The organism is Blautia sp. LMAG:36 (assembly GCF_008680535.1).
GTDB classification, from domain to species: domain Bacteria; phylum Bacillota; class Clostridia; order Lachnospirales; family Lachnospiraceae; genus Blautia_A; species Blautia_A fusiformis.
Window position 1 is genome coordinate 83,753 of record NZ_NALB01000010.1, and the last position, 20,689, is coordinate 104,441.

A 20,689-nucleotide genomic window follows, 5' to 3' on the forward strand; every position below is an offset into this window, starting at 1 on the left:
GCTCTGTATTGTCTGTGCATGGCATAGACGGCAGAGCGGCTTTTGCTTTACAGTGACCATCGGAGGGATGAAAATGTACCGAATAAAATTTATCAGGGAGGAAAAGGAGATTCTGGTGGAACCGGGTACCAGGATCCTTGAGGCGGAAAGAAAAGCAAAGCTGGCTCCTGATGCACCTTGCGGAGGCCGGGGAAAGTGCGGGAAATGTCGTGTTAAAATAGAAGATCACATGGTGCTTGCATGTCAGACGGAAATCCACAGTGACCTTGAAGTAGATACATTGTCCGGATGCCAGGAAGAGGAGATCCTTACAGAAGGAATGCAGAGACCGGTTGCGTTCAGGCCTGATCTGAAACAGAAAAAAGTGATTCTTAAGAAACCGGAGACAGGAGACAACCGCTCTGAATGGGAGCGGCTGACAGAACAGCTGGATGTGGAAAAACCTGTTCTGCCTGATACTGAAATTGCATCGAAGCTTTACGGCTGCAGAAAAGAAGCAGAAGAATGGTATGTGATCTGTGCAGGAAATGAGATCCTGGATATCAGCAGAGAAGAGAAAAAAATCTGTTTTGCGGCTTTTGATATAGGTACAACGACGGTGGTCGGCTATCTTATGGATGCATTGACCGGGAAGCAGCTGGCTCTCAAGAGCAGAATGAACCCACAGACTCAGTATGGCGCAGATGTGATCATGCGGGCGGATCATGCTCTGGAGCATGGCGTAGAGCAGCTGACCGGCTGCATACGGAATGCGGTTGATGAAATGCTCCAGGAACTGGCAGAGGAAGCAGGAAGAAGCACATTAGATATCTGTCAGGTATCTGTGGTAGGAAATACCTGCATGCATCATCTTTTTCTTGGGATTTCTCCGGCATCGCTGGTCCATGCACCGTATAATCCGGCGATCAGTCAGGGGCTTACACTGAATGCAGAGCAATATGGGCTCCATATCCACAGAAAGGGGCAGCTGCTTATGCTGCCTGATATAGCCGGGTATGTAGGGGCAGATACCTGTGGCTGCATTTTGACGCTCAGACAGGATCAGCAGAACGAGATCAGCCTTATGATCGATATTGGAACGAACGGGGAGATGGTCCTCGGAAATAAAACGAGATTAGCCTGTTGTTCAACAGCTGCCGGTCCGGCATTTGAAGGTGCAAAGATCGAGTGCGGGATGCGCGGAGGAGCAGGAGCAGTAGATCATGTAGTATACAAAGATGGAAAATGGGAATACACGACTATAGGAAATAAGGCTCCGGCAGGCTTATGCGGTTCAGGTCTGATCGATCTTGTGGCGCAGCTGTATCTGGCTGGTTTTATTGATGAAAGTGGTCATCTGGAAAGCGGCCAGAAAAAGGCGGGAGTGTTTGTGCTGGTACCTCCGGAAAAGGCGGGAAATGACAGGGGCGTTTATCTGACACAGAAGGATATCGGAGAGGTGCAACTGGCAAAAGCGGCTATCGCAGCGGGAATTTTTCTTCTTATGAAAAGACTGGAGATCACGGAAAAGGATATTAAACAGGTCTATCTTGCCGGTGCATTCGGCAATTATATGAATCCGGAAAGTGCGGCAGCGATCGGGATGTTCCCGGCTGAGCTGCTGCCCAGGATACAGCCGGTGGGAAATGCAGCCGGAGAAGGTGCCAGGATCGCGCTTCTGAATGAAGAGGAAAGAAAAGAAATGGATCGGACTGTCAAAAATATGGATTTTGTGGAGCTGGCAGCTTCGCCGGAGTTCCAGGACTGTTTTGTGGATGGCTTATGCTTTCCGTAATGCGAGGAGAATGGATATGCTTAATATAAAAGAACTGGAAGAAATGGGAAAAAAGGCAGGATTTTCTTATGTAGCACTTCTGAAGAGCGATTCGATCCAGCTTATGCCGGAGGTAAGGGAAATGTGCAAAAATAATACCTGCCATATGTATGCAAAACGCTGGAGCTGTCCTCCCGGATGCGGAGATCTTGAAGTATGCAGAAAAAAGATAGAAAAGTACAGGGAAGGCATTATTGTTCAGACAGTGGGGAAACTGGAGGATCCGCTGGACGGAGAGACGATGATGGAGACCGAAGCGGTTCATAAACAGAATTTTTATGAATTTGAAAAAGTGCTCAGAGAAAGATGGCCGGGTATGCTCCCCATAGGGGCCGGGTGCTGTACAAAATGTAAAACGTGTACATATCCGGATGCTCCATGCCGTTTCCCCGAACAGGCATTTTCTTCGATGGAAGCCTATGGAATGCTGGTAACACAGGTATGCCAGGCAAATGGTCTGGAATACTATTATGGTCCCTGTACGATCGCCTATACCAGCTGTTATCTTCTTGAATAGAACAGGAGTGAAAAAATGAATGACAGAGAACGGGAGGCATATCTGAACAGGATCGGATATGAGGGTGAATTAAGAACAGATAAAAAATGTCTGGAAAAGATAATGGACCTTCATCTTTGCAGTATTCCCTTTGAAAATCTGGAAGTTTTTGACGAGGGAAGGATTCCTTCTCTGAGGTCGGAAGATATTTATGAGAAGATCATTGTCAGAAAACGAGGCGGATATTGCTTTGAGCTGAATAAATTGTTTTATGAGCTTCTGAAAGCTTTGGATTTCCGTGTGATCCCTGTGGCGGTAAGGATATTGTGGAACCGGGAAGAGCTTCCGCCGGTCCTGCACCGGGCAACCCTTGTTATTTTTGAGGAAGGAAGCTATTACTGTGATGTAGGATACGGAGGTCCCGGTCCCAAGAAGCCGGTTCTTATGAAGGATGGTATCCACAGAGAAAAAAACGGATGGTACCGTGTTAACATGAAGCCGGGAAATACAAACGGAGAGATACTTGTTGAACGAAGGAAAGAAGAAAAATATCTGCCAATACTCAGATTTTCACAGACTCCTACAGTAGAAGCAGATTTTGAACTGCTGAATTTCTATTGTGCAAAATCTCCGGATGTATTATTTACCAGAAAAAGAGTGGTAAGCATCTGCAGACCGGAAGGAAGTGTTGCGCTGACCGGGGATGTTCTTACGGTCCAGAAGGAAGATGGATCCATTGAAACGAAAATAAGTGATTCAGAAGAAACCATCAGGCTATGGATGGAACATTATTTCGGATTGGAGTTTTTACAGATATAAACAGAAAAAAGGACCAGGTTGTCAGGTGACAGTCTGGTCCTTTTCCTGCAGAAGAAAGCAGAGCTGCAGAAGAAGCCGGTCTTTCGGATTATCCAGATCAACCTTTGTGAGCTTCTGGATGCGCTCCAGACGGTAGGTCAGGGAACTTCTGTGTATAAAAAGTTCACGGGCTGTCTGAAGAGAATTGCGTTCATGCTCCAGATAGACCTTGAGTGTGTGATACAGCTCAGTATTGTTTTTTCGGTCATAATTCTGCAGTGCATCCAGCCGTGAAGAGACCAGAAGCTCGGGGCTGATCTGATGGCTGATCTGGGAAAGCATATATTCCAGAAGATAAGCATCAAAATGATAGCACCAGGCCATGCTCTGGCTTTTTTTGCCCAGGCGCAAGGCGGAAACAGCCTGAATATAGCCCTGAGGGATCAGGAGAAAATCACGAAATTCAGAGCTTACCCCCATTTTAAAAAGCCCTTCGCGCAGGATGATCGCAAGTGAACTGATAACATCGGAAGATACAGAGTGCTTAAAGGACAGATTAACGATCACAACGATTCCCTGCTGATAGGTAAAGGCCAGACCTTCCGGGATCTGGGCTTCAATGTGTCCCAGTGTGGCGATGGAGGAGTGCATACGGTCATCCTGCTGCTGGGTTTCCAGACGAAGTACAAGATACCGGTCATGGCGATTCCAGTTCAGATACTGGATCTGATCGGTAACTGCCTGTAGTTCTGTGAGCTTTCCGGAAAGATACTCCGTGAAAAACTGCCGGGAGTCATTTCCCATTGAAATTTGGAACAGATTGTGCCGACGGATGCACAGCTCGATAAAGGAGCCAAGATACTCAAGAGCAGAAAAATGTCCGGGCTGTATCTCCGTCTGGAGCTCATCCACACAAAGCCGGCCCTGATAATTGCCGCTGACCCAGAGATTCATGTAGAGGATACGGTAACCACGGAGCTCTTCGGAATAAATATTGGCGCCGTGGGTGATAAGTGTGCGCTGGTATTCGGCGTCAAGCTTGAAATCCTGAATCAGGCTTAAAGGTGCGATGAGTCTTCCTGTACGCTGGTCATGGACCCATTCAGACATACCGGTTACGTGCCGGGGAGAAGAAAGGATATAGAAGTTGGTGTCGTGGGCAAAAACCGGATTATGAAATATATCCAGACTGGCTTCCAGCATCTCATTCAGCGGATCGATACTTCCAAGTGCAAGCTGGAGTTTACTGTCCCAGTCAGAATACCTGTCAAAGGTCTGCTGTATTTGGTTGAAGACCTCAGAAAAAGAAAGGGTTCCCTTAATGTGAAGGATCCTGCAGCTTTCGGAAAAGCAGGAAAGATCACCGGAGCCCACCACTACAAATGCGATGTTCTGGTATCGCAGGAAGCTTTCGGAAAGAGAATTGCCGAAGACAAGATAAAGGTAGCATGGCTTCAGCAGAGCTCCTGCCTGATATATGCGAAGACCATCCAGCGTCAGGGGGTCTTCACGGCAGAGGATGGAAACATCCTCTTTTTTCTCCGCAAAATCGTCAGCAATGATCTGGAGATTAAGATGGAAGCCGGTATGCGGGCTATTCACGAAATGATCTGTTTTGTTCAAAATATTTCCTCCAATTCATAAAAACCTTGTATTTATAGGAAATTATAACATATTAGACGGAAAATAAAAAGAAAACGGAGAGGAAATTATTTGTGCATATTTACAATAATAACTGTACAAAAAGTATGAAGCATTGGAGAAAGAATGAAGAAGTGTGCGGATTTACGAACAGGAAAAAAACAACTATACTATAACCATCAAAGGTAACGTGCAGTTGTGGAAATGGCCGGCCCCACAAAAAACAGCGAAGGGGGAAAGAAAATGAGTAAAAATGAAATACCGAAACAAGATCCGAAACAGAAAAAGGGTCTTACAAATGCCCTGAAATATTTCTTTGGTGTTGGTGATGCCGGATTTGTTCTTATGAGTAATATTGAGACATTTTACTTTATGACATTTCTGACGGATCTGGCTGGTTTTGCAGCTGGTGTAGCTGGTGTGATCAATTCCGTATTTACCATTGTTGATGCATGTCTGTCCTGGCTTTACGGAGGAATCATCAATGGCACAAAAGCAAAGAAATGGGGGCGTTATCGTTCCTGGCTGATCATGGTTCCGTGGATGGTGCCGTTTCTGTACGCATTCATGTTCATACGTGTCAGTGATAATGAATGGCTTTCGGCAGTGGTGATCATTGCCGCATCCATCGCATCTCATGTGGCATGGAATTTCAGCTATGTTGCCAACGCAACCCTGATCAGTGTTGTTGGTAAAACACCGGAAGACAAAGCAACGCTTGCATCCTCCAGGGCAACCTGGAATAACATAGGCGGTCTGTTGTTTTCCTATATGGGTCTTCCATTTGCAACACTTCTTGCCGGATATGTCGGTGAGAAAAATAAATTTGCAGCAGCAGCTTTCTGCCTGGGTATTCTGATGGTCGTAACCTATTTTGCCCATTTCAAGATGACGGAAGGCTATGAAGAGATTGAAACGGAAACAGCAGGAAAGAAAAATGACAAAACAAAGATCACGATCAGAGAGATGTTTGCTTCCCTGTTTCAGAATCCGCCTCTTATGGTCCTGATGCTGGCAGATCTTGCAAAATGGTGTGTGAAATTTGTAACAGCAGCATCGGCTATTTACTATTTCAGGGATGCAATGGGAAATCCGGGACTGATGACCACTTATCTTCTCTGTGTTGCCATCGGTGCCATCATCGGAGCTTTTTCCATGAGATACATTGCAAAAGCAATATCGTCCCGTACAACTATGATCATTGCTTATGCAGGAATGGCAGTATCACTGTTCCTTGTATATATTTTCTATGGAAATGCAATGACAGTGATCGCCCTTATGACACTTGCCCAGTTCTTCTATGGTATGGCTTTTGCAGCTTCACCTGCACTTTATGCGGACACTGTAGTGTATGCAACATGGAAGAGTGGAAAAGATGCATCCGGATGGATCATGGGATTACAGAATCTTCCGCTGAAGATTGCCGTATTCTTAAGAGGAACGATCCTCAGCGCCTGTCTTGTGGCGGTAGGCTGGAAATCCGGAGTTGTTCTTGAGGGAACGGCCCGTCAGGGAATGACGATTTCCTTTGCACTTGTTCCTGCTATTTTCTGTCTGGCAGGTCTTCTGCTTCTGGTGTTTGGATTTAAGATCACAAAGGAAAAGGTTCTTCAGTATCAGGCTGAGATTGACGCAAGATCATAAAGATAAGTGATCGGGTATTTTGAAAGATCACAGGATAATAAAGGAGGAAGCATTATGTTGAAAGCATCGGAGATTTTACTTGAAACGATAAAAAAGGACGGCAGGCCAGAACGACTTCTGAGACAGTATGAGGGTGCGACCTTTTACCCGCCGAACCCGGCAAATAATTATGTGCGTGGAAACCGTCACCGTGGTATGGAACCTATGAAGGATCTTTTCGGAACTGAGATCCTCTGGCCTCAGGAACAGCTGGCTGCAATGCCACATGTAACAGAGGACAACAAGGTCATTGATGATATCACAGAATGGAAAGAGCAGCTGGTGATCCCGGATATTGTCGGTCAGTGCTCGGATCCGGCTTTATGGGAACCATTTAAACAGAAGGCACAGGAGATAAAGGATTCAGGAAGCCTTTTCATGGCATTTATGCCTACAGGTGTTTTTGAGAGGCTTCACTTCCTGATGGGATTTGAGGATATGCTGGTGAACTTCCTTCTTGAGCCGGAGGATATGATGGATCTCTGCAATGCCATTGGGGAGTACCGTTTCCAGCTTACAAAGCTGATCGTTGATAATCTCCACCCGGATATCATCCTTTCCCACGATGACTGGGGTTCCAAGCAGTCCCTGTTCATCAGTCCGGACACATGGAGAGAATTTATCAAACCACAGTATGAAAGATCCTATAAATATATGAAAGACCATGGAGTGATCATCATGCATCACGCAGATTCCTTCATGGAACCAATCATAGAGGATATGGTTGATCTTGGGATTGACATCTGGCAGGGAACACTTCCGCAGAATGATATTCCGAAGCTCCAGAAACAGCTGAACGGAAGAATGACACTTATGGGCGGAATCGATGCTTCGATTGTAGACCGTGTGGATTCCACAGAAGAAGAGATTCGCAAGGAGGTCAGAAGAGCATGTGAGGAGTATGCACCACACGGACATTTCATTCCATGTATTACCTATGGAGGTCCCGGTTGTCTGTTCCCTCATGTAGATTCAATTATTGATGACGAGATTGAAAAATATAATAAAGAGGTATATGGAATTCATTAAAAGCGCCAATTGAATAAAAAAGAACCTCAAGGTATGATTGAGTTGCATCTTGGCGGATGTAAACAAAACAATCAAGCACTGGAGGTTCCAAATGAATTATACACAGAATGAAAAGATTGAGCAAGTAACAGATTCAACAATGGTTGTCGGAGTTGATATCGGAAGCCAGATACATTATGCAAGAGCTTTTGATAACAGAGGACGCGAACTTACAAAACGTATTTTTTCTTTTCATAACGATCTGGAAGGGTTCAATTCTTTCAACCTTTGGGCAGAGACACTTAAGACTGAGAATAAAAAGACTGCAGTTCTGATAAGAGACCTGGTATACAGCCGTGACGGGATCATGAAGCAGCACAACATATCTGCAAACAGGATCCAGAGATGGCTTGCAATACATTTCCCGGAATATCTGGGATTATATACACGATTTGATGCAATAAGCGGCCTGGCAGTGCTTGAAAAAGCACCATTGCCAAAAGATGTGATTGCGCTTGGAGTAAATGGGATCTGAAAGATCTGGCATGATAAAAAGATGCGTGGCAGAGGAGTTACTGAAGATAGGGCAAAGACCCTGGTTGAAGCTGCGCACAACAGTGTTGGACTTGATGGAGGGATTGGAACAAAAAGTGAATTATATATGCTGCTTGGTTTCCAGCACGGTTTATCTTTACGGAGAACCGAAGACAAGTACCGTCTGGGCATCTATTGACCTGAAGCAGCGGCAGCTTTTTGATCTGGATTAAAATTTACATAATCTTTATTTGATTATTTGAAAAAACAGTGCTATAGTAAAGTTGGTTCCGGTAAACGGATGATTTATGGATCCCAGAAGAGGACCGGGCGGAACCAAATTACTGTTGACCGGTCAGGATCTGGATCAGGAAAGAAGGAAGAGGGAAAAAATTGCGTAAAAAATCACATATACTGTTAGGCAGATACCTGGCTGACCAGATGTCTGAGGTGTACAGTCTCCAGCAGCACAGAAAAGCGTTTTGCCTGGGCAATATCATGCCTGATCTGAAACCATCGTTTCTCACCACCAGACATGAGTTTTTCGGAACATTCGATCACCTCCAGAATAAGATGAGGGCGCTTGTCGAGAAGAACCCGGAGGAAGAGAATGCCAGAGTATACTGGAGAAGATTCGGTGAGGTCATGCATTATATGGCTGATTATTTTACTTTTCCTCATAACAAAACATACAAAGGAAATCTTGCAGCACATAATTCTTATGAAGCTGAGCTGAAGAACCGCCTGAGAGAATGTATCCTCAGCGGCGCAGCAGACAGCCAGCTGGAAGAAGCGAAGCAGTTTGAAAGCTTTGAGGAACTTGTGGAATATATCCGTGAGCGTCATGCATATTATCTGGAAAGCCCGCGGTGCATTGCCGATGACATCCGTTTTATCCTTCGGGTGTGCTATCAGGTTGTACAGGGGATTTTTCAGCTCTGTGTCAGAAAACAGTTTCATATGGGTGGACAGCCGGCAGTGACTGTCTGACAGTATATAAAAAGCCGCAGTGTGTGAGAGCACTGTGGCTTTTTCACGTTATGGTAAACTCTAAAAAATCTTACAAAAATGTGAATAAAAAGTGAAAAATAGATGAATTGAAGGAGATATCCTACCAGAACAGTTGATTTCACGATTTTCGTATGCTAAAATAAATTGAATTAAACTTTAAGTTATCAAACGGTTTAAGGCAGACCTTTATTATAGGGGAAGTAAAGGGATGTTCAAGGAAAGAAGGGAGCATCTTAATAAATATGAAGAACAAGTACCTGAATAAGTTTTTTTGCATCACGATGTTATCAGCTATGGTACTGGCAATTCCAACCGGAGTAAAAGCCGCCGAGGAAGCAGATAATGTTGTTGCTGAGGAAGGTGTTTCAGGAAACGGGAGCGAGGTAAGTGAACCGGAACCAGAAGTTCCGGCAGAACCGGTGCCGACAGCTGCACCGGAACCGGAAATAACTGCTGCACCTGACCCGGAACCAACTACAGCGCCGGAGCCAACAGATACACCGACACCTGCGCCGACGGAAACACCGGAGCCAACTGCAACACCTGCGCCGACGGGAACACCGGAGCCGACAGCGACACCTGCACCAACGGCAACACCGGAACCGACAGCGACACCTGCACCAACGGCAACGCCGGAGCCAACCGCAACACCTGCACCGACGGCAACACCGGCCAGGGATGACTCTGCAAAGGTACAAGCGGTGATCCGGAAGATCAAAGCACTGGCAGGCAGAACGATCACAGCAGCAGATAAAGCGGAGATAGATAGCGTACGTGCAGCTTATGAGGCACTGTCTAATACAGAAAAGGCCAAGGTTACGAATTATAAGATCCTGACTGAGGCAGAAGCCAAGCTTGCAGCTGTCGACAAGAACGACAGTGATAACAAAAAAGGCAACAAAAAAGATGATAGCAGCACGGAAGATAACAAGAATACAGAGATCACAGATGGAAATAACGCCACAGCAACACAGATCGGAGATCCTGTTTATGTGACAAATATGGTATCCAATCTCCATGCGGGCAAGGATTTTTATCTGGATAGTCTTAAGAGCAATTATCATCTGTCCTTCTCTGATGATTTTGCTTCTGTAATGGAAGAGATCGAAAGAGAATATAAAGAGAAGAACAAGCTTACCGATACGGAGAATACACTTCTGGTAAGAAACTGGCAGGATATCCTTGCTGTTTATATTTACGAAAAGAGCAAAGCAGGAGCAACGTCATTTACATTGGATGCATCCTGCAAGGATGATCTGGCAAGGATCTTTGCGGAGATGAACCCCATCGTCAGGGACAAGCAGGATATTACCAAGATATCCTACGGAAATCGTAAGATCAACTACTACATCAAGAAGAACAATATTGCAAAGGAAGACAGAAGCGTCCTTAAGAAATATGTGGAAACAGACTGTAAGCTTCTCTGTGCGGTAGTTACCGCATCCAAAGGCTTTGTCCGTGAAAGCGTGGGAGACAATGTTTCTGAGGATCGTGTAGATGTTATCACCGCAGCGTATTCACTGGTTGGTAAGGTCGGATATTTCTGGGGCGGCAAATCTACGGTGATCGGAGAAGATCCAAGTTGGGGCTCCGTTGAGAAGGTATCAGCAGACGGCAGCAGAAGCTCCGGTACGCTCCGTGCATATGGTCTGGACTGCAGCGGCTTTGTTACCTGGGCAGTGATCAATGGATATAAGGATCAGGGAATGCAGGCAGCAGTTGGAGATGGAACCTCTGACCAATGGGAGAAGGCCGGTGTTGTCAGCGAAGCAGATGCACAGCCAGGAGATCTGGTATTCCAGAGAGGACCGGAAGCAGGAAGCAACAACCACGTTGGTATCCTGTGCGGAAAGACGGATTCCGGCGACTGGATTGCAGTACATTGTTCCTCAAGCAAGAATGGTGTAACGGTTGGTGAGGCATACAGTGCAAGCTTCCGTTATATCAGAAAGCCATCCTTCTATCAGGATACAACAGCGGAGGAAAATAAGACCACAGCTACAGAGAATGATGTTCTGACAGAGGAGAGTGCAGAAAAGCTCCTCACGGATGTGGTTAGATCTGATGCACTGAAGGATGCACTGGCATCCGGTGATACTGTTTCCAGTGACCTTCTTGCAGATTTTAAGAATAAGGCTTTGCAGGAGGATGAGGAAGAAGATGAAGTTGAGACGCTGACTCTGGATCAGGAGACCATGGACGATGCAGTGGATACATTTGATGATGATGTAGAAACACTGGAAATGGAAAACTAAGGGACAGCGATTGAAGATAAGGGCAGTCTCCCACGGGAGGCTGCCCTTTCTTACAATCGCTGCTTCAGACATAGGACATGATATTATGAAAAAAAGAAATTTCTGCCCCATGGCAGCCGCAGTGCTTACAGCTGCAGTGATCCTTCAGCCCTTTAGCACTTCGGCAGGGGCACTGGGTCAGATCCGCTCCATAGCAAAGAGCATTATTTCAGGCGAACCAAAGGAAGTAGAGGAACTGCGTCAGATGGAGGTTGCCCAGAGCGAAGAAGGGCATCAGGAATATTATTTCAAACAGCTTACGGAAGAAGAGCAGAGAGTATATCGGGAGCTGCTGAAAGGAATCCGTGTCCGGGAAAAGGAGTTTTATCTGACGATCTCCGATGATGACAGTATTGACAGAAGCTATCATGCAGTATTGAAAGACCACCCGGAGATATTCTGGGTCCACAATCGTGAAAAAATCTACAAAACTACGTATTCAGACAGTGATTACTGCGTTTTTACTCCGGGCTATACTTATACAGACGGCGAGATCGATGAGATACAGACGGCGATGGAGCAGAGCTTTCAGGAGGTCAGAGCCCTGATCCCGGAGGATGCCAGTGACTACGAGAAGGTACGCATTGTTTATACGTATGTTATTGACCATACCCAGTATCAGACCGGGGAGGATGATCAGAGCATAGCAGGTGTTTTCTGGAAAAAATCCGCAGTCTGTGCCGGATATGCAGGAGCTGTCCAGTATCTTCTGGAAAGGCTGGATATTCCCTGTATTTATGTGGACGGAAGCACAAAAGGAAGTACAGAGGGTCATGCATGGGATATTGTAAAAATAGGCCAGGAGTATTATTATGTAGATGCTACCAATGGGGATCAGCCGGATTTTTTAAATGGAGATGCCGCACAGCTGGAAGAACATAAGACGATCATTTACGATTATCTCTGCCCTTTCCCGGAAGAATATGAAAAAACCTATACACCATCGGAAGAACTGACAGTTCCGGCATGTACTGCGAAGGATCTGGATTTTTATGTGCTGAACCAGGGGTACTTTGAAGATTACAGCTGGCAGGACATATATGATTATTGTAAGATGAGACTGGATAATGGTGCGGCTGTAGTGCGTTTCAAGTTTGGCAGTCAGGAGGCTTTTTCCGAAGCCTGTCAGGAACTGCTGGATGATGGTGTGGTACAGAATGTGGCACAGTATTATATGAAACTTCACGGACTTGGTCAGGTGGAGTATCATTATGGAGTGATGGATAATTTTTATACCATATATTTTATTTTCTGAAACATCTTCGGGAAGATTTCCGGAGGTTTTGGAAAGAGAGGAGTAAGTTATGAATATGGATATGTTGTCAAGAGGATTTGACATACTGCAGAGAGCAGGAGGTATGGAACAGATCAGCCAGCTGATGGTGATCGTATATGGAGTGCTCTGCGTTTTCGGGCTTTTGAACTGTATCCTGGGATATCGTATCCTCCGGTTCTGGATGATGATCTTTGGATTTATCATCGGAGCAGGCGCCGGCTTTGGTGTAACCTATATGTCCGGTGTTCAGGATAAAATGGTGATCGCAGGTGCCATGGCGGGACTGGGGATCGTACTGGCTGTTGTTTCGTTTCTGATCTACAGGGCAGGAATCTTTGTACTGGGATTTGGTATCGGAATAACATTGAGTATCTATCTGGTCCATCCGACCAGTTCTTTTTCTTTTTTCCTGTGCATCCTTATCGGCGTGGGACTGGGAGTACTTGCTATGCGTTATGCGAAAGGAGTGATCATTGTCGGAACCAGTATACTGGGTGGTGTTCTGGCAGGATTATCCATTGCAAAGATCGCAGGGCTGGCGCAGTTTCCATATGGTGTCGGTATGGCAGCGGGAATTGCGATTCTTGGTATGCTGATCCAGTTCGCCATCAACAAAGACCGATACGATGAGGAAGATGACGAAGAAGAGGATGACGACGATGGAACTCTGCCGGAGGAGACCAGGAAGCCGGCAGGAAGGGACCGTAGAGGAAACAGTCGTGAATACACCTCTGACCGTAACAGGGACGATCACAGATATACATACGAAAACCGGGCAAACGATGACCGGGAAAGCCGGGGTGAAAGACGTTCCCGCAGACCATCTGACAGAGAAGGACGCAACTCTGACAGACGAGAAAGAAATTATGCAGACAGCCGAAAAAGATCCGGAAGCGAAAGAAACAGCAAAGGCAGTTCCACTGAAAGAAGAAGCACTTCCGGAACCTCCGGCAGAAACAGAACCTCCGACAGAAATTATGCTTCGGATGACAGAAGAGGCCGCAGATACAGCCAGAGCAGCAGCACCAGGGAACGAAGGAATGCAGGAACGGGAAGCAGATCCCGCTATGCAGATCCGGAGGATCATGAAGACTATGATCGTTTTGATGAGTCGGAAAACAGGGACAGCTATGAAGATTTTGAAAAACTGCAGCAGAAAAGACGCCGGATGGATATTGAAAATATGGCGGATTTTGATGAGCAGGAAGAATATGGAAATTACAGGAATGACCCGGATCTGATGAATGATGAGGATCTGGATGAGCTTGATGAGTGGAAAGACAACTGAGAAAAATCCGAGGAGTGACAGAAATGGGAAAAGAAGCCAAAACAAACGCGATGAGAATGCTGGATCGAAAAAAAGTAAAATATGAAGCAATCGCATATGACTGTGGAGAGTTCATAGATGGGATCCACTGTGCAGACATCACAGGAGCCCCTCATGATCAGTCCTTTAAGACCCTGGTCATGGAAGGGAAAAGCGGCGGCTACTATGTGTTTGTAGTTCCGATCGAGAAAGAAGTGGACCGTAAGGCTGCTGCAAAGTCTGTAGGCGAAAAAACAGTAGATATGATCCATGTAAAGGATCTTACAAAGATCACGGGCTATATCCGCGGAGGCTGCAGCCCTCTTGGAATGAAAAAAAATTATCCGGTGGTGTTTGACCAGTCTGCCGAAAAATTTGATGAGATCTATGTAAGTGGTGGAAGAGTAGGCCTTACCCTGAAGGTACCGCTTAAAGATCTTCTGGATGTAACACAGGGCAAGCTTGCTCCGATCACCATGGAGTAAGCGCATATAAAACAGATAAAAAAACTCCCCTGACTGCCTGTAAAGGCGGAAACAGGGGAGATTTTTTGTTACAGAAGCATGGGATTTAGTTATCCTGTGCGTCCTCTTCGTTAACCTGGAATACGTGACGCTTCTTGGCCATTTCGTCGCTGGCAAGATACTCGTCGTAAGTGGTGATCTTGTCTACCAGCTTGCCGTTAGGAAGGATCTCCATGATGCGGTTTGCAGTTGTCTGTACAAACTGGTGATCGTGTGAGGTGAAAAGGATCACTCCCGGGAATTTGATCAGTCCGTTGTTCAGTGCTGTGATAGACTCCATATCCAGATGGTTGGTTGGCTCATCCAGGATCAGGATATTGGCACCGGAGATCATCATCTTGGAAAGAAGACAGCGAACCTTCTCACCACCGGAAAGAACACGGACACGTTTTACACCATCCTCACCAGGGAAAAGCATACGGCCAAGGAATCCACGGACGTAGGTTGCGTCCTTGATCTCGGAGTACTGTGTCAGCCAGTCGGTGATAGTAAGGTCGTTATCGAATTCCTGTGTATTATCCTTCGGGAAATATGCCTGGGAAGTGGTAACGCCCCATTTGTAATTTCCTTCATCCGGCTCCATTTCACCTGTAAGGATCTTGAAGAAGGTTGTGATGGCCTGCTCGTTGGCGCCCACAAAGGCAACCTTATCTTCACGACCGAGAGTGAAGGAAATGTTGTCCAGAACCTTTACTCCATCAATGGTCTTGGACAGATTTTCCACCATGAGGACCTCGTTTCCGATCTCACGGTTCGGGCGGAAGTCGATGTATGGATATTTACGGCTGGAAGGACGCATGTCATCCAGCTGGATCTTTTCCAGGGCACGCTTTCTGGAAGTCGCCTGCTTGGATTTGGAAGCATTGGCGCTGAAACGGGAGATGAACTCCTGGAGCTCTTTGATCTTCTCCTCTTTCTTTTTGTTGGCCTCTTTCATCTGCTTGATCAGAAGCTGGCTGGATTCAAACCAGAAGTCGTAGTTTCCGGCATAAAGCTGGATTTTGCCATAATCGATATCAGCAGTATGTGTGCAGACCTTGTTCAGGAAATAACGGTCATGGGATACTACGATAACCGTATTGTCAAAATTGATCAGGAACTCCTCCAGCCATTCGATAGCAGGAAGATCCAGGTGGTTGGTCGGCTCATCAAGAAGAAGGATATCAGGATTTCCGAAAAGAGCCTGTGCAAGAAGAACCTTGACCTTCATACTACCGGTAAGGTCTGCCATCTGTGTATAGTGGAACTCGGTGTCGACTCCGAGACCGTTGAGAAGAGTAGCAGCATCGGACTCTGCTTCCCATCCGTTCATCTCTGCAAACTCACCCTCGAGCTCGCTGGCACGGATGCCATCTTCGTCTGTGAAATCTTCTTTTGCGTAAATGGCTTCTTTCTCTTTCATGATCTGATAGAGTCTTTCATTACCCATGATGACAGTATCCAGAACCGGATAAGCATCATATTTGAAGTGATCCTGCTGCAGGAAAGAAAGTCTCTGACCGGGGGTGATCACAATGTCGCCCTTGGTAGGCTCGAGCTGACCGGAAAGGATTTTGAGGAATGTAGATTTTCCTGCGCCGTTGGCGCCGATCAATCCATAACAGTTACCCTCTGTAAATTTGATGTTAACGTCTTCAAACAGCGCTTTTTTTCCAACGCGCAGTGTGATGTTATTTGCTGAAATCATATCATACCTCTTTTTTCATTAAATAAATATCGTTTCAATTACATACGAAAGCATTACAATCGTTTCCTATTGTACCGTAAACTGAAAAATTTGCAAGCTGTATTTTCCTTTTTTCGGCTAAATAAAGGAAAAACAGGGGATTACTATGAATCACAGGAAAATAATAACCTTTTATTATATAAAAAAATGGGTTATACTGTCGTATGTGGTAATGAAGTATTCCGGGGATATGGATATCCGGCTCTCTGGCACATCAGAAACACCCAGGAACGTGGCAGATCGGATGGAATGCGGAAACTATCATAAATCAGCAGCTTAGTTGAACAGAAGAGAGGTTAAAAATGTTTATCACCAGAGAAAGCGATTATGCGATGCGGGTTATCCGCGCATTGATGTGGGAGCCGCGTTTGAGCGTCAGCGAGATCTGTGAGAGGGAATCGATCACAGCACCCTTTGCATACAAGATACTGAAGAAGCTTCAGAATGCAGGGCTCGTGGAAGGATACCGCGGAGTTCATGGCGGTTACGCGCTGAAGAGAGATCCGGAAGAACTGTCGTTATATGAGATATACAGTGCGATCGATCCGGATATGTCCATCATTGAGTGCCTGAACGGCACATATCAGTGTCCAAGGAACGGACAGGACGGAGTTCCCTGCCATGCACATGATGAGCTTAAGGAGATCCAGGATCAGCTGTGGACAATGCTCCGTCGGAAATCCATGAAGGATCTTTTCGGAAAAGAGGAGAAGTGATTCCCGAATGTGAGTTGGGATAAGCGTATGAGATGATAAGGAGAGCAGTTTGGAGAGGAAAAATTCCGAACAGCTCTTTTTTATTTGTGAAAAAGATAACGGCGTTTGTACAGGATAATATACAAAAAACAATGAAAGAAAATGGACATAACTGGGAATCTATGATATAATAACCAATGGAATTTTAGGCCTTCATAAGCCTAAATAATATATTTTTTAACAAACCTTTAAGGAGGAAAAAACAATGGCAAGAAAGATGAAAACCATGGATGGTAACCATGCAGCCGCTCATGCATCATACGCTTTTTCTGATGTAGCTGCTATTTACCCGATTACCCCTTCATCTGTAATGGCTGAGGCTACAGACGAGTGGGCAACTCAGGGAAGAAAGAACATCTTTGGACAGGAAGTACAGGTTACAGAGATGCAGTCTGAGGCAGGTGCAGCAGGTGCCGTTCACGGTTCTCTGGCAGCAGGTGCCCTGACTACAACCTACACAGCTTCCCAGGGTCTTCTGCTTATGATCCCGAACCTTTACAAGATCGCTGGTGAGCAGCTTCCGGGAGTTATCAACGTATCTGCCCGTGCACTTGCTTCCCACGCACTTTGTATTTTCGGTGACCATTCCGACGTTATGGCCTGTCGTCAGACTGGATGTGCAATGCTTTGTGAGTCTTCTGTACAGGAGGTTATGGACCTTACACCGGTTGCTCATCTTGCAGCAATCAAAGGAAAAGTTCCATTCATCAACTTCTTCGACGGATTCCGTACATCTCATGAGATCCAGAAGATCGAGACATGGGACTATGAAGATCTGAAAGATATGGCAGATATGGACGCAATCGCAGAGTTCCGTAACCGTGCTCTGAACCCGAACCATCCATGTCAGAGAGGTTCCGCTCAGAACCCGGATATCTTCTTCCAGGCAAGAGAGGCATGTAATCCATATTATGACGCTCTTCCGGCAGTTGTTCAGGAGTACATGGACAAAGTTAACGAGAAGATCGGAACAGACTACAAACTGTTCAACTACTACGGAGCTGCTGACGCTGAGCACATCATCGTAGCTATGGGTTCCGTAAACGATACCATCGAGGAGACCATCGATTACCTTATGGCAGCTGGCAAGAAAGTCGGTGTTGTTAAAGTTCGTCTTTACAGACCATTCTGTGCACAGGCTCTTATCGATGCAATCCCGGATACAGTTAAGCAGATCTCTGTTCTTGACAGAACAAAAGAGCCAGGAGCTCTTGGCGAGCCTCTGTATCTTGATGTTGTTGCAGCTCTTCGCGACAGCAAGTTCAGCGATGTTAAGATCTTTACAGGACGTTATGGACTTGGTTCCAAAGATACAACACCTGCACAGATCGTAGCAGTATATGAGAACACTGAGAAAGAGAAATTCACAATCGGTATCGTTGATGATGTTACAAACCTTTCTCTTGAGACAGGCGCACCACTTGTTACAACACCAGAGGGAACAACAAACTGCAAGTTCTGGGGACTTGGAGCTGATGGTACTGTAGGTGCTAACAAGAACTCCATCAAGATCATCGGTGACAATACAGACATGTACGCTCAGGCTTACTTCGATTATGACTCCAAGAAGTCCGGCGGTGTTACAATGTCTCACCTTCGTTTCGGTAAGAAACCGATCAAATCCACATACCTGATCCACAAAGCAAACTTCGTTGCATGTCATAATCCGTCCTATGTTAATAAATATAACATGGTACAGGAGCTTGTTGACGGAGGTACATTCCTTCTGAACTGTGCTTGGGATATGGAAGGACTTGAGAAACATCTTCCAGGACAGGTTAAAGCTTTCATCGCTAACCACAATATCAAATTCTACACCATCGATGGTGTTAAGATTGGTATTGAGACTGGCATGGGACCAACACGTATCAACACGATCCTTCAGTCCGCATTCTTCAAACTTACAGGAATCATTCCTGAGGAGCAGGCTATCGAGCTTATGAAAGCTGCTGCTAAAGCTACTTACGGACGTAAAGGTGATGACGTTGTTAAGAAGAACTGGGCAGCTATCGATGCCGGTGCTAAACAGATCGTAGAGGTTCAGGTTCCGGAGAGCTGGAAGAACGCTGAGGACGAGGGACTCTTCATGTCTCACGCATCCCACGGTGCTCAGGAAGCTCAGGACTTCGTAAACAACATCCAGTGCAAGATCAATGCTCAGGAAGGTAACAGCCTCCCAGTATCTGCATTCAAGGATTATGTAGATGGTACAACACCATCCGGAACAGCTGCATATGAGAAACGTGGTATCGCAGTTAACGTTCCTGTATGGGTTCCGGACAACTGTATCCAGTGTAACCGCTGTGCATACGTCTGCCCGCATGCTGCAATCCGTCCGGTTGCTATGACAGCAGATGAGACAGCTAACGCTCCAGAGGGAATCAAGACACTTCCACTTACAGGAATGAAAGACTATACATTCACAATGACTGTATCCGCTCTTGACTGTACAGGATGTGGTTCCTGCGCAAATGTCTGCCCAGGAAAGAAAGGCAACAAAGCTCTTGAGATGGCTCCGCTTGAAGCTAACACAGAAGAGCAGAAATTCTTCGATTACGGTGTAACACTTCCTCAGAAGGAAGACGTTATCGCTAAATATAAAGAGACAACTGTAAAAGGCAGCCAGTTCAAACAGCCGCTCCTTGAGTTCTCCGGCGCTTGTGCAGGTTGTGGTGAGACACCATACGCTAAGCTGATCACACAGCTCTTTGGTGACAGAATGTACATTGCAAATGCTACAGGATGTTCCTCTATCTGGGGTAACTCTTCACCATCTACACCATACACAACAAACGCTAAGGGACAGGGACCTGCATGGTCAAACTCTCTGTTCGAGGATAACGCAGAGTTCGGTTATGGTATGCTTCTTGCACAGCGTGCGATCCGTGGCGGTCTGAAAGAGAAGATCGAAGACCTTGTAGCTAACGGAACAAACGAGGATGTTAAGGCAGCTGGTCAGGAATGGCTGGATACTTATGCTGTAGGCGCAACAAATGGTGCAGCTACAGAGAAACTCGTTGCAGCTCTTGAGGCTTGCGGATGTGACAAGGCTAACGAGATCCTTGCACAGAAAGACTTCCTCTCCAAGAAATCCCAGTGGATCTTCGGTGGTGACGGATGGGCTTACGATATCGGATTCGGTGGTGTTGACCACGTTCTTGCAAGCGGACGTGACATCAACGTTATGGTATTCGATACAGAGGTTTACTCCAACACAGGCGGACAGTCTTCCAAATCTACACCGACAGGTGCGATCGCTCAGTTCGCAGCAGGCGGAAAAGAGACTAAGAAGAAAGATATGGCATCTATCGCAATGAGCTATGGCTATGTATATGTAGCACAGATTTCCATGGGTGCTGACTTCAACCAGACTGTAAAAGCAATCGCAGAGGCAGAGGCATATCCGGGACCATCCCTGATCATCGCTTACGCTCCATGTATCAACCATGGTATCAAGAAAGGTATGAGCAAAGCTCAGACAGAGGAAGAGCTGGCAGTTAAGTGCGGATACTGGCACAACTTCAGATTCAACCCGGCTGCTGAGAACAAGTTCAGCCTTGATTCCAAGACACCGGATATGGAGAACTATATGGACTTCCTGAACGGTGAGGTTCGTTACAATTCTCTGCAGCGTCAGAATCCTGAGAAAGCTGCAAGACTGTTTGCTAAGAACGAGTCTGAGGCTCAGGCTAGATATGAGTATCTGCAGAAACTTATCACTCTTTACGGAGCAGATAAGAAAGAAGACTAATTATTGATCAATAGTTACTGTTTATACAGTGTGCTTGCTGATTAAGCATTAGGTGACAGGCCTGCGGTGTTTA

15 protein-coding genes are annotated in these 20,689 nt (G+C 46.0%); 13 read left to right on the forward strand and 2 right to left on the reverse strand.

Annotation, left to right across the window (positions count from 1 at the left end):
* Positions 1–73 precede the first annotated feature (73 nt).
* From CCC17_RS12850 to CCC17_RS12860, 3 genes are read left to right on the forward strand one after another with little or no spacing between them, the layout of a single operon-like run.
* Positions 74–1,774, forward strand: a complete 1,701-nt coding sequence (locus CCC17_RS12850; RefSeq protein ID WP_287083221.1) for an ASKHA domain-containing protein — start codon at positions 74–76, stop codon at positions 1,772–1,774.
* 16 nt (positions 1,775–1,790) lie between these two features.
* Positions 1,791–2,330 (forward strand): DUF2284 domain-containing protein, encoded by a 540-nt coding sequence (locus tag CCC17_RS12855; protein WP_161208484.1) that lies wholly within the window; start codon positions 1,791–1,793, stop codon positions 2,328–2,330.
* Between the two features lie 15 nt (positions 2,331–2,345).
* Entirely contained in the window at positions 2,346–3,128 is a 783-nt protein-coding gene (locus CCC17_RS12860) for an arylamine N-acetyltransferase family protein (RefSeq protein WP_287083222.1), read from the forward strand.
* 21 nt (positions 3,129–3,149) lie between these two features.
* On the opposite strand, the gene CCC17_RS12865 is transcribed toward CCC17_RS12860, so the two are convergent.
* Complete coding sequence (locus CCC17_RS12865) at positions 3,150–4,730, reverse strand: PucR family transcriptional regulator (protein ID WP_287083223.1); 1,581 nt, start codon at positions 4,728–4,730, stop codon at positions 3,150–3,152.
* Positions 4,731–4,991: 261 nt separating this feature from the next.
* Between CCC17_RS12865 and CCC17_RS12870 the strand changes: the two genes are divergently transcribed.
* The 8 genes from CCC17_RS12870 (at position 4,992) to ybaK (ending at position 14,345) form a co-directional block, all read left to right on the forward strand.
* Positions 4,992–6,392, forward strand: coding sequence for an MFS transporter (locus CCC17_RS12870; protein WP_110102181.1), 1,401 nt, complete (start codon positions 4,992–4,994; stop codon positions 6,390–6,392).
* A 54-nt stretch (positions 6,393–6,446) separates the two neighbouring features.
* Entirely contained in the window at positions 6,447–7,460 is a 1,014-nt protein-coding gene (locus CCC17_RS12875; RefSeq protein ID WP_092068993.1) for a uroporphyrinogen decarboxylase family protein, read from the forward strand.
* A gap of 91 nt (positions 7,461–7,551) precedes the next feature.
* A complete protein-coding gene (locus CCC17_RS12880; RefSeq protein ID WP_287083224.1) occupies positions 7,552–7,974 on the forward strand; it encodes a hypothetical protein in 423 nt (140 codons plus the stop codon).
* Positions 7,975–8,366: 392 nt separating this feature from the next.
* Entirely contained in the window at positions 8,367–8,963 is a 597-nt protein-coding gene (locus CCC17_RS12885; RefSeq protein WP_022426477.1) for a zinc dependent phospholipase C family protein, read from the forward strand.
* 263 nt (positions 8,964–9,226) lie between these two features.
* Positions 9,227–11,239: a C40 family peptidase gene (locus CCC17_RS12890; protein ID WP_278654541.1), complete on the forward strand. Its 2,013-nt coding sequence runs from the start codon at positions 9,227–9,229 to the stop codon at positions 11,237–11,239.
* Between the two features lie 85 nt (positions 11,240–11,324).
* Entirely contained in the window at positions 11,325–12,533 is a 1,209-nt protein-coding gene (locus CCC17_RS12895) for a transglutaminase domain-containing protein (protein ID WP_278654540.1), read from the forward strand.
* Between the two features lie 49 nt (positions 12,534–12,582).
* Positions 12,583–13,842 (forward strand): DUF4203 domain-containing protein, encoded by a 1,260-nt coding sequence (locus tag CCC17_RS12900; RefSeq protein ID WP_059085598.1) that lies wholly within the window; start codon positions 12,583–12,585, stop codon positions 13,840–13,842.
* A gap of 23 nt (positions 13,843–13,865) precedes the next feature.
* Complete coding sequence (gene ybaK, locus CCC17_RS12905) at positions 13,866–14,345, forward strand: Cys-tRNA(Pro) deacylase (RefSeq protein WP_278654539.1); 480 nt, start codon at positions 13,866–13,868, stop codon at positions 14,343–14,345.
* A gap of 85 nt (positions 14,346–14,430) precedes the next feature.
* Here the strand turns inward: ybaK and CCC17_RS12910 are convergent, their stop codons facing one another.
* Entirely contained in the window at positions 14,431–16,071 is a 1,641-nt protein-coding gene (locus CCC17_RS12910) for an ABC-F family ATP-binding cassette domain-containing protein (RefSeq protein ID WP_021650411.1), read from the reverse strand.
* Between the two features lie 341 nt (positions 16,072–16,412).
* Between CCC17_RS12910 and CCC17_RS12915 the strand changes: the two genes are divergently transcribed.
* Both CCC17_RS12915 and nifJ read left to right on the forward strand, forming a co-directional pair.
* Positions 16,413–16,826, forward strand: coding sequence for an RrF2 family transcriptional regulator (locus tag CCC17_RS12915; protein ID WP_110102187.1), 414 nt, complete (start codon positions 16,413–16,415; stop codon positions 16,824–16,826).
* 244 nt (positions 16,827–17,070) lie between these two features.
* Positions 17,071–20,616, forward strand: a complete 3,546-nt coding sequence (gene nifJ / locus CCC17_RS12920; RefSeq protein ID WP_015524748.1) for a pyruvate:ferredoxin (flavodoxin) oxidoreductase — start codon at positions 17,071–17,073, stop codon at positions 20,614–20,616.
* Positions 20,617–20,689 lie beyond the last annotated feature (73 nt).

Excerpts from the sequence above, each read along its gene's own strand:
- CCC17_RS12900 (WP_059085598.1), top strand. The coding sequence starts at position 12,583 with ATGAATATGGATATGTTGTCAAGAGGATTTGACATACTGCAGAGAGCA.
- ybaK (WP_278654539.1), top strand. The coding sequence starts at position 13,866 with ATGGGAAAAGAAGCCAAAACAAACGCGATGAGAATGCTGGATCGAAAA.
- CCC17_RS12895 (WP_278654540.1), top strand. The coding sequence starts at position 11,325 with ATGAAAAAAAGAAATTTCTGCCCCATGGCAGCCGCAGTGCTTACAGCT.
- CCC17_RS12875 (WP_092068993.1), top strand. The coding sequence starts at position 6,447 with ATGTTGAAAGCATCGGAGATTTTACTTGAAACGATAAAAAAGGACGGC.
- CCC17_RS12910 (WP_021650411.1), bottom strand. The coding sequence starts at position 16,071 with ATGATTTCAGCAAATAACATCACACTGCGCGTTGGAAAAAAAGCGCTG.
- CCC17_RS12915 (WP_110102187.1), top strand. The coding sequence starts at position 16,413 with ATGTTTATCACCAGAGAAAGCGATTATGCGATGCGGGTTATCCGCGCA.
- CCC17_RS12890 (WP_278654541.1), top strand. The coding sequence starts at position 9,227 with ATGAAGAACAAGTACCTGAATAAGTTTTTTTGCATCACGATGTTATCA.
- nifJ (WP_015524748.1), top strand. The coding sequence starts at position 17,071 with ATGGCAAGAAAGATGAAAACCATGGATGGTAACCATGCAGCCGCTCAT.
- CCC17_RS12860 (WP_287083222.1), top strand. The coding sequence starts at position 2,346 with ATGAATGACAGAGAACGGGAGGCATATCTGAACAGGATCGGATATGAG.
- CCC17_RS12855 (WP_161208484.1), top strand. The coding sequence starts at position 1,791 with ATGCTTAATATAAAAGAACTGGAAGAAATGGGAAAAAAGGCAGGATTT.
- CCC17_RS12870 (WP_110102181.1), top strand. The coding sequence starts at position 4,992 with ATGAGTAAAAATGAAATACCGAAACAAGATCCGAAACAGAAAAAGGGT.
- CCC17_RS12850 (WP_287083221.1), top strand. The coding sequence starts at position 74 with ATGTACCGAATAAAATTTATCAGGGAGGAAAAGGAGATTCTGGTGGAA.
- CCC17_RS12880 (WP_287083224.1), top strand. The coding sequence starts at position 7,552 with ATGAATTATACACAGAATGAAAAGATTGAGCAAGTAACAGATTCAACA.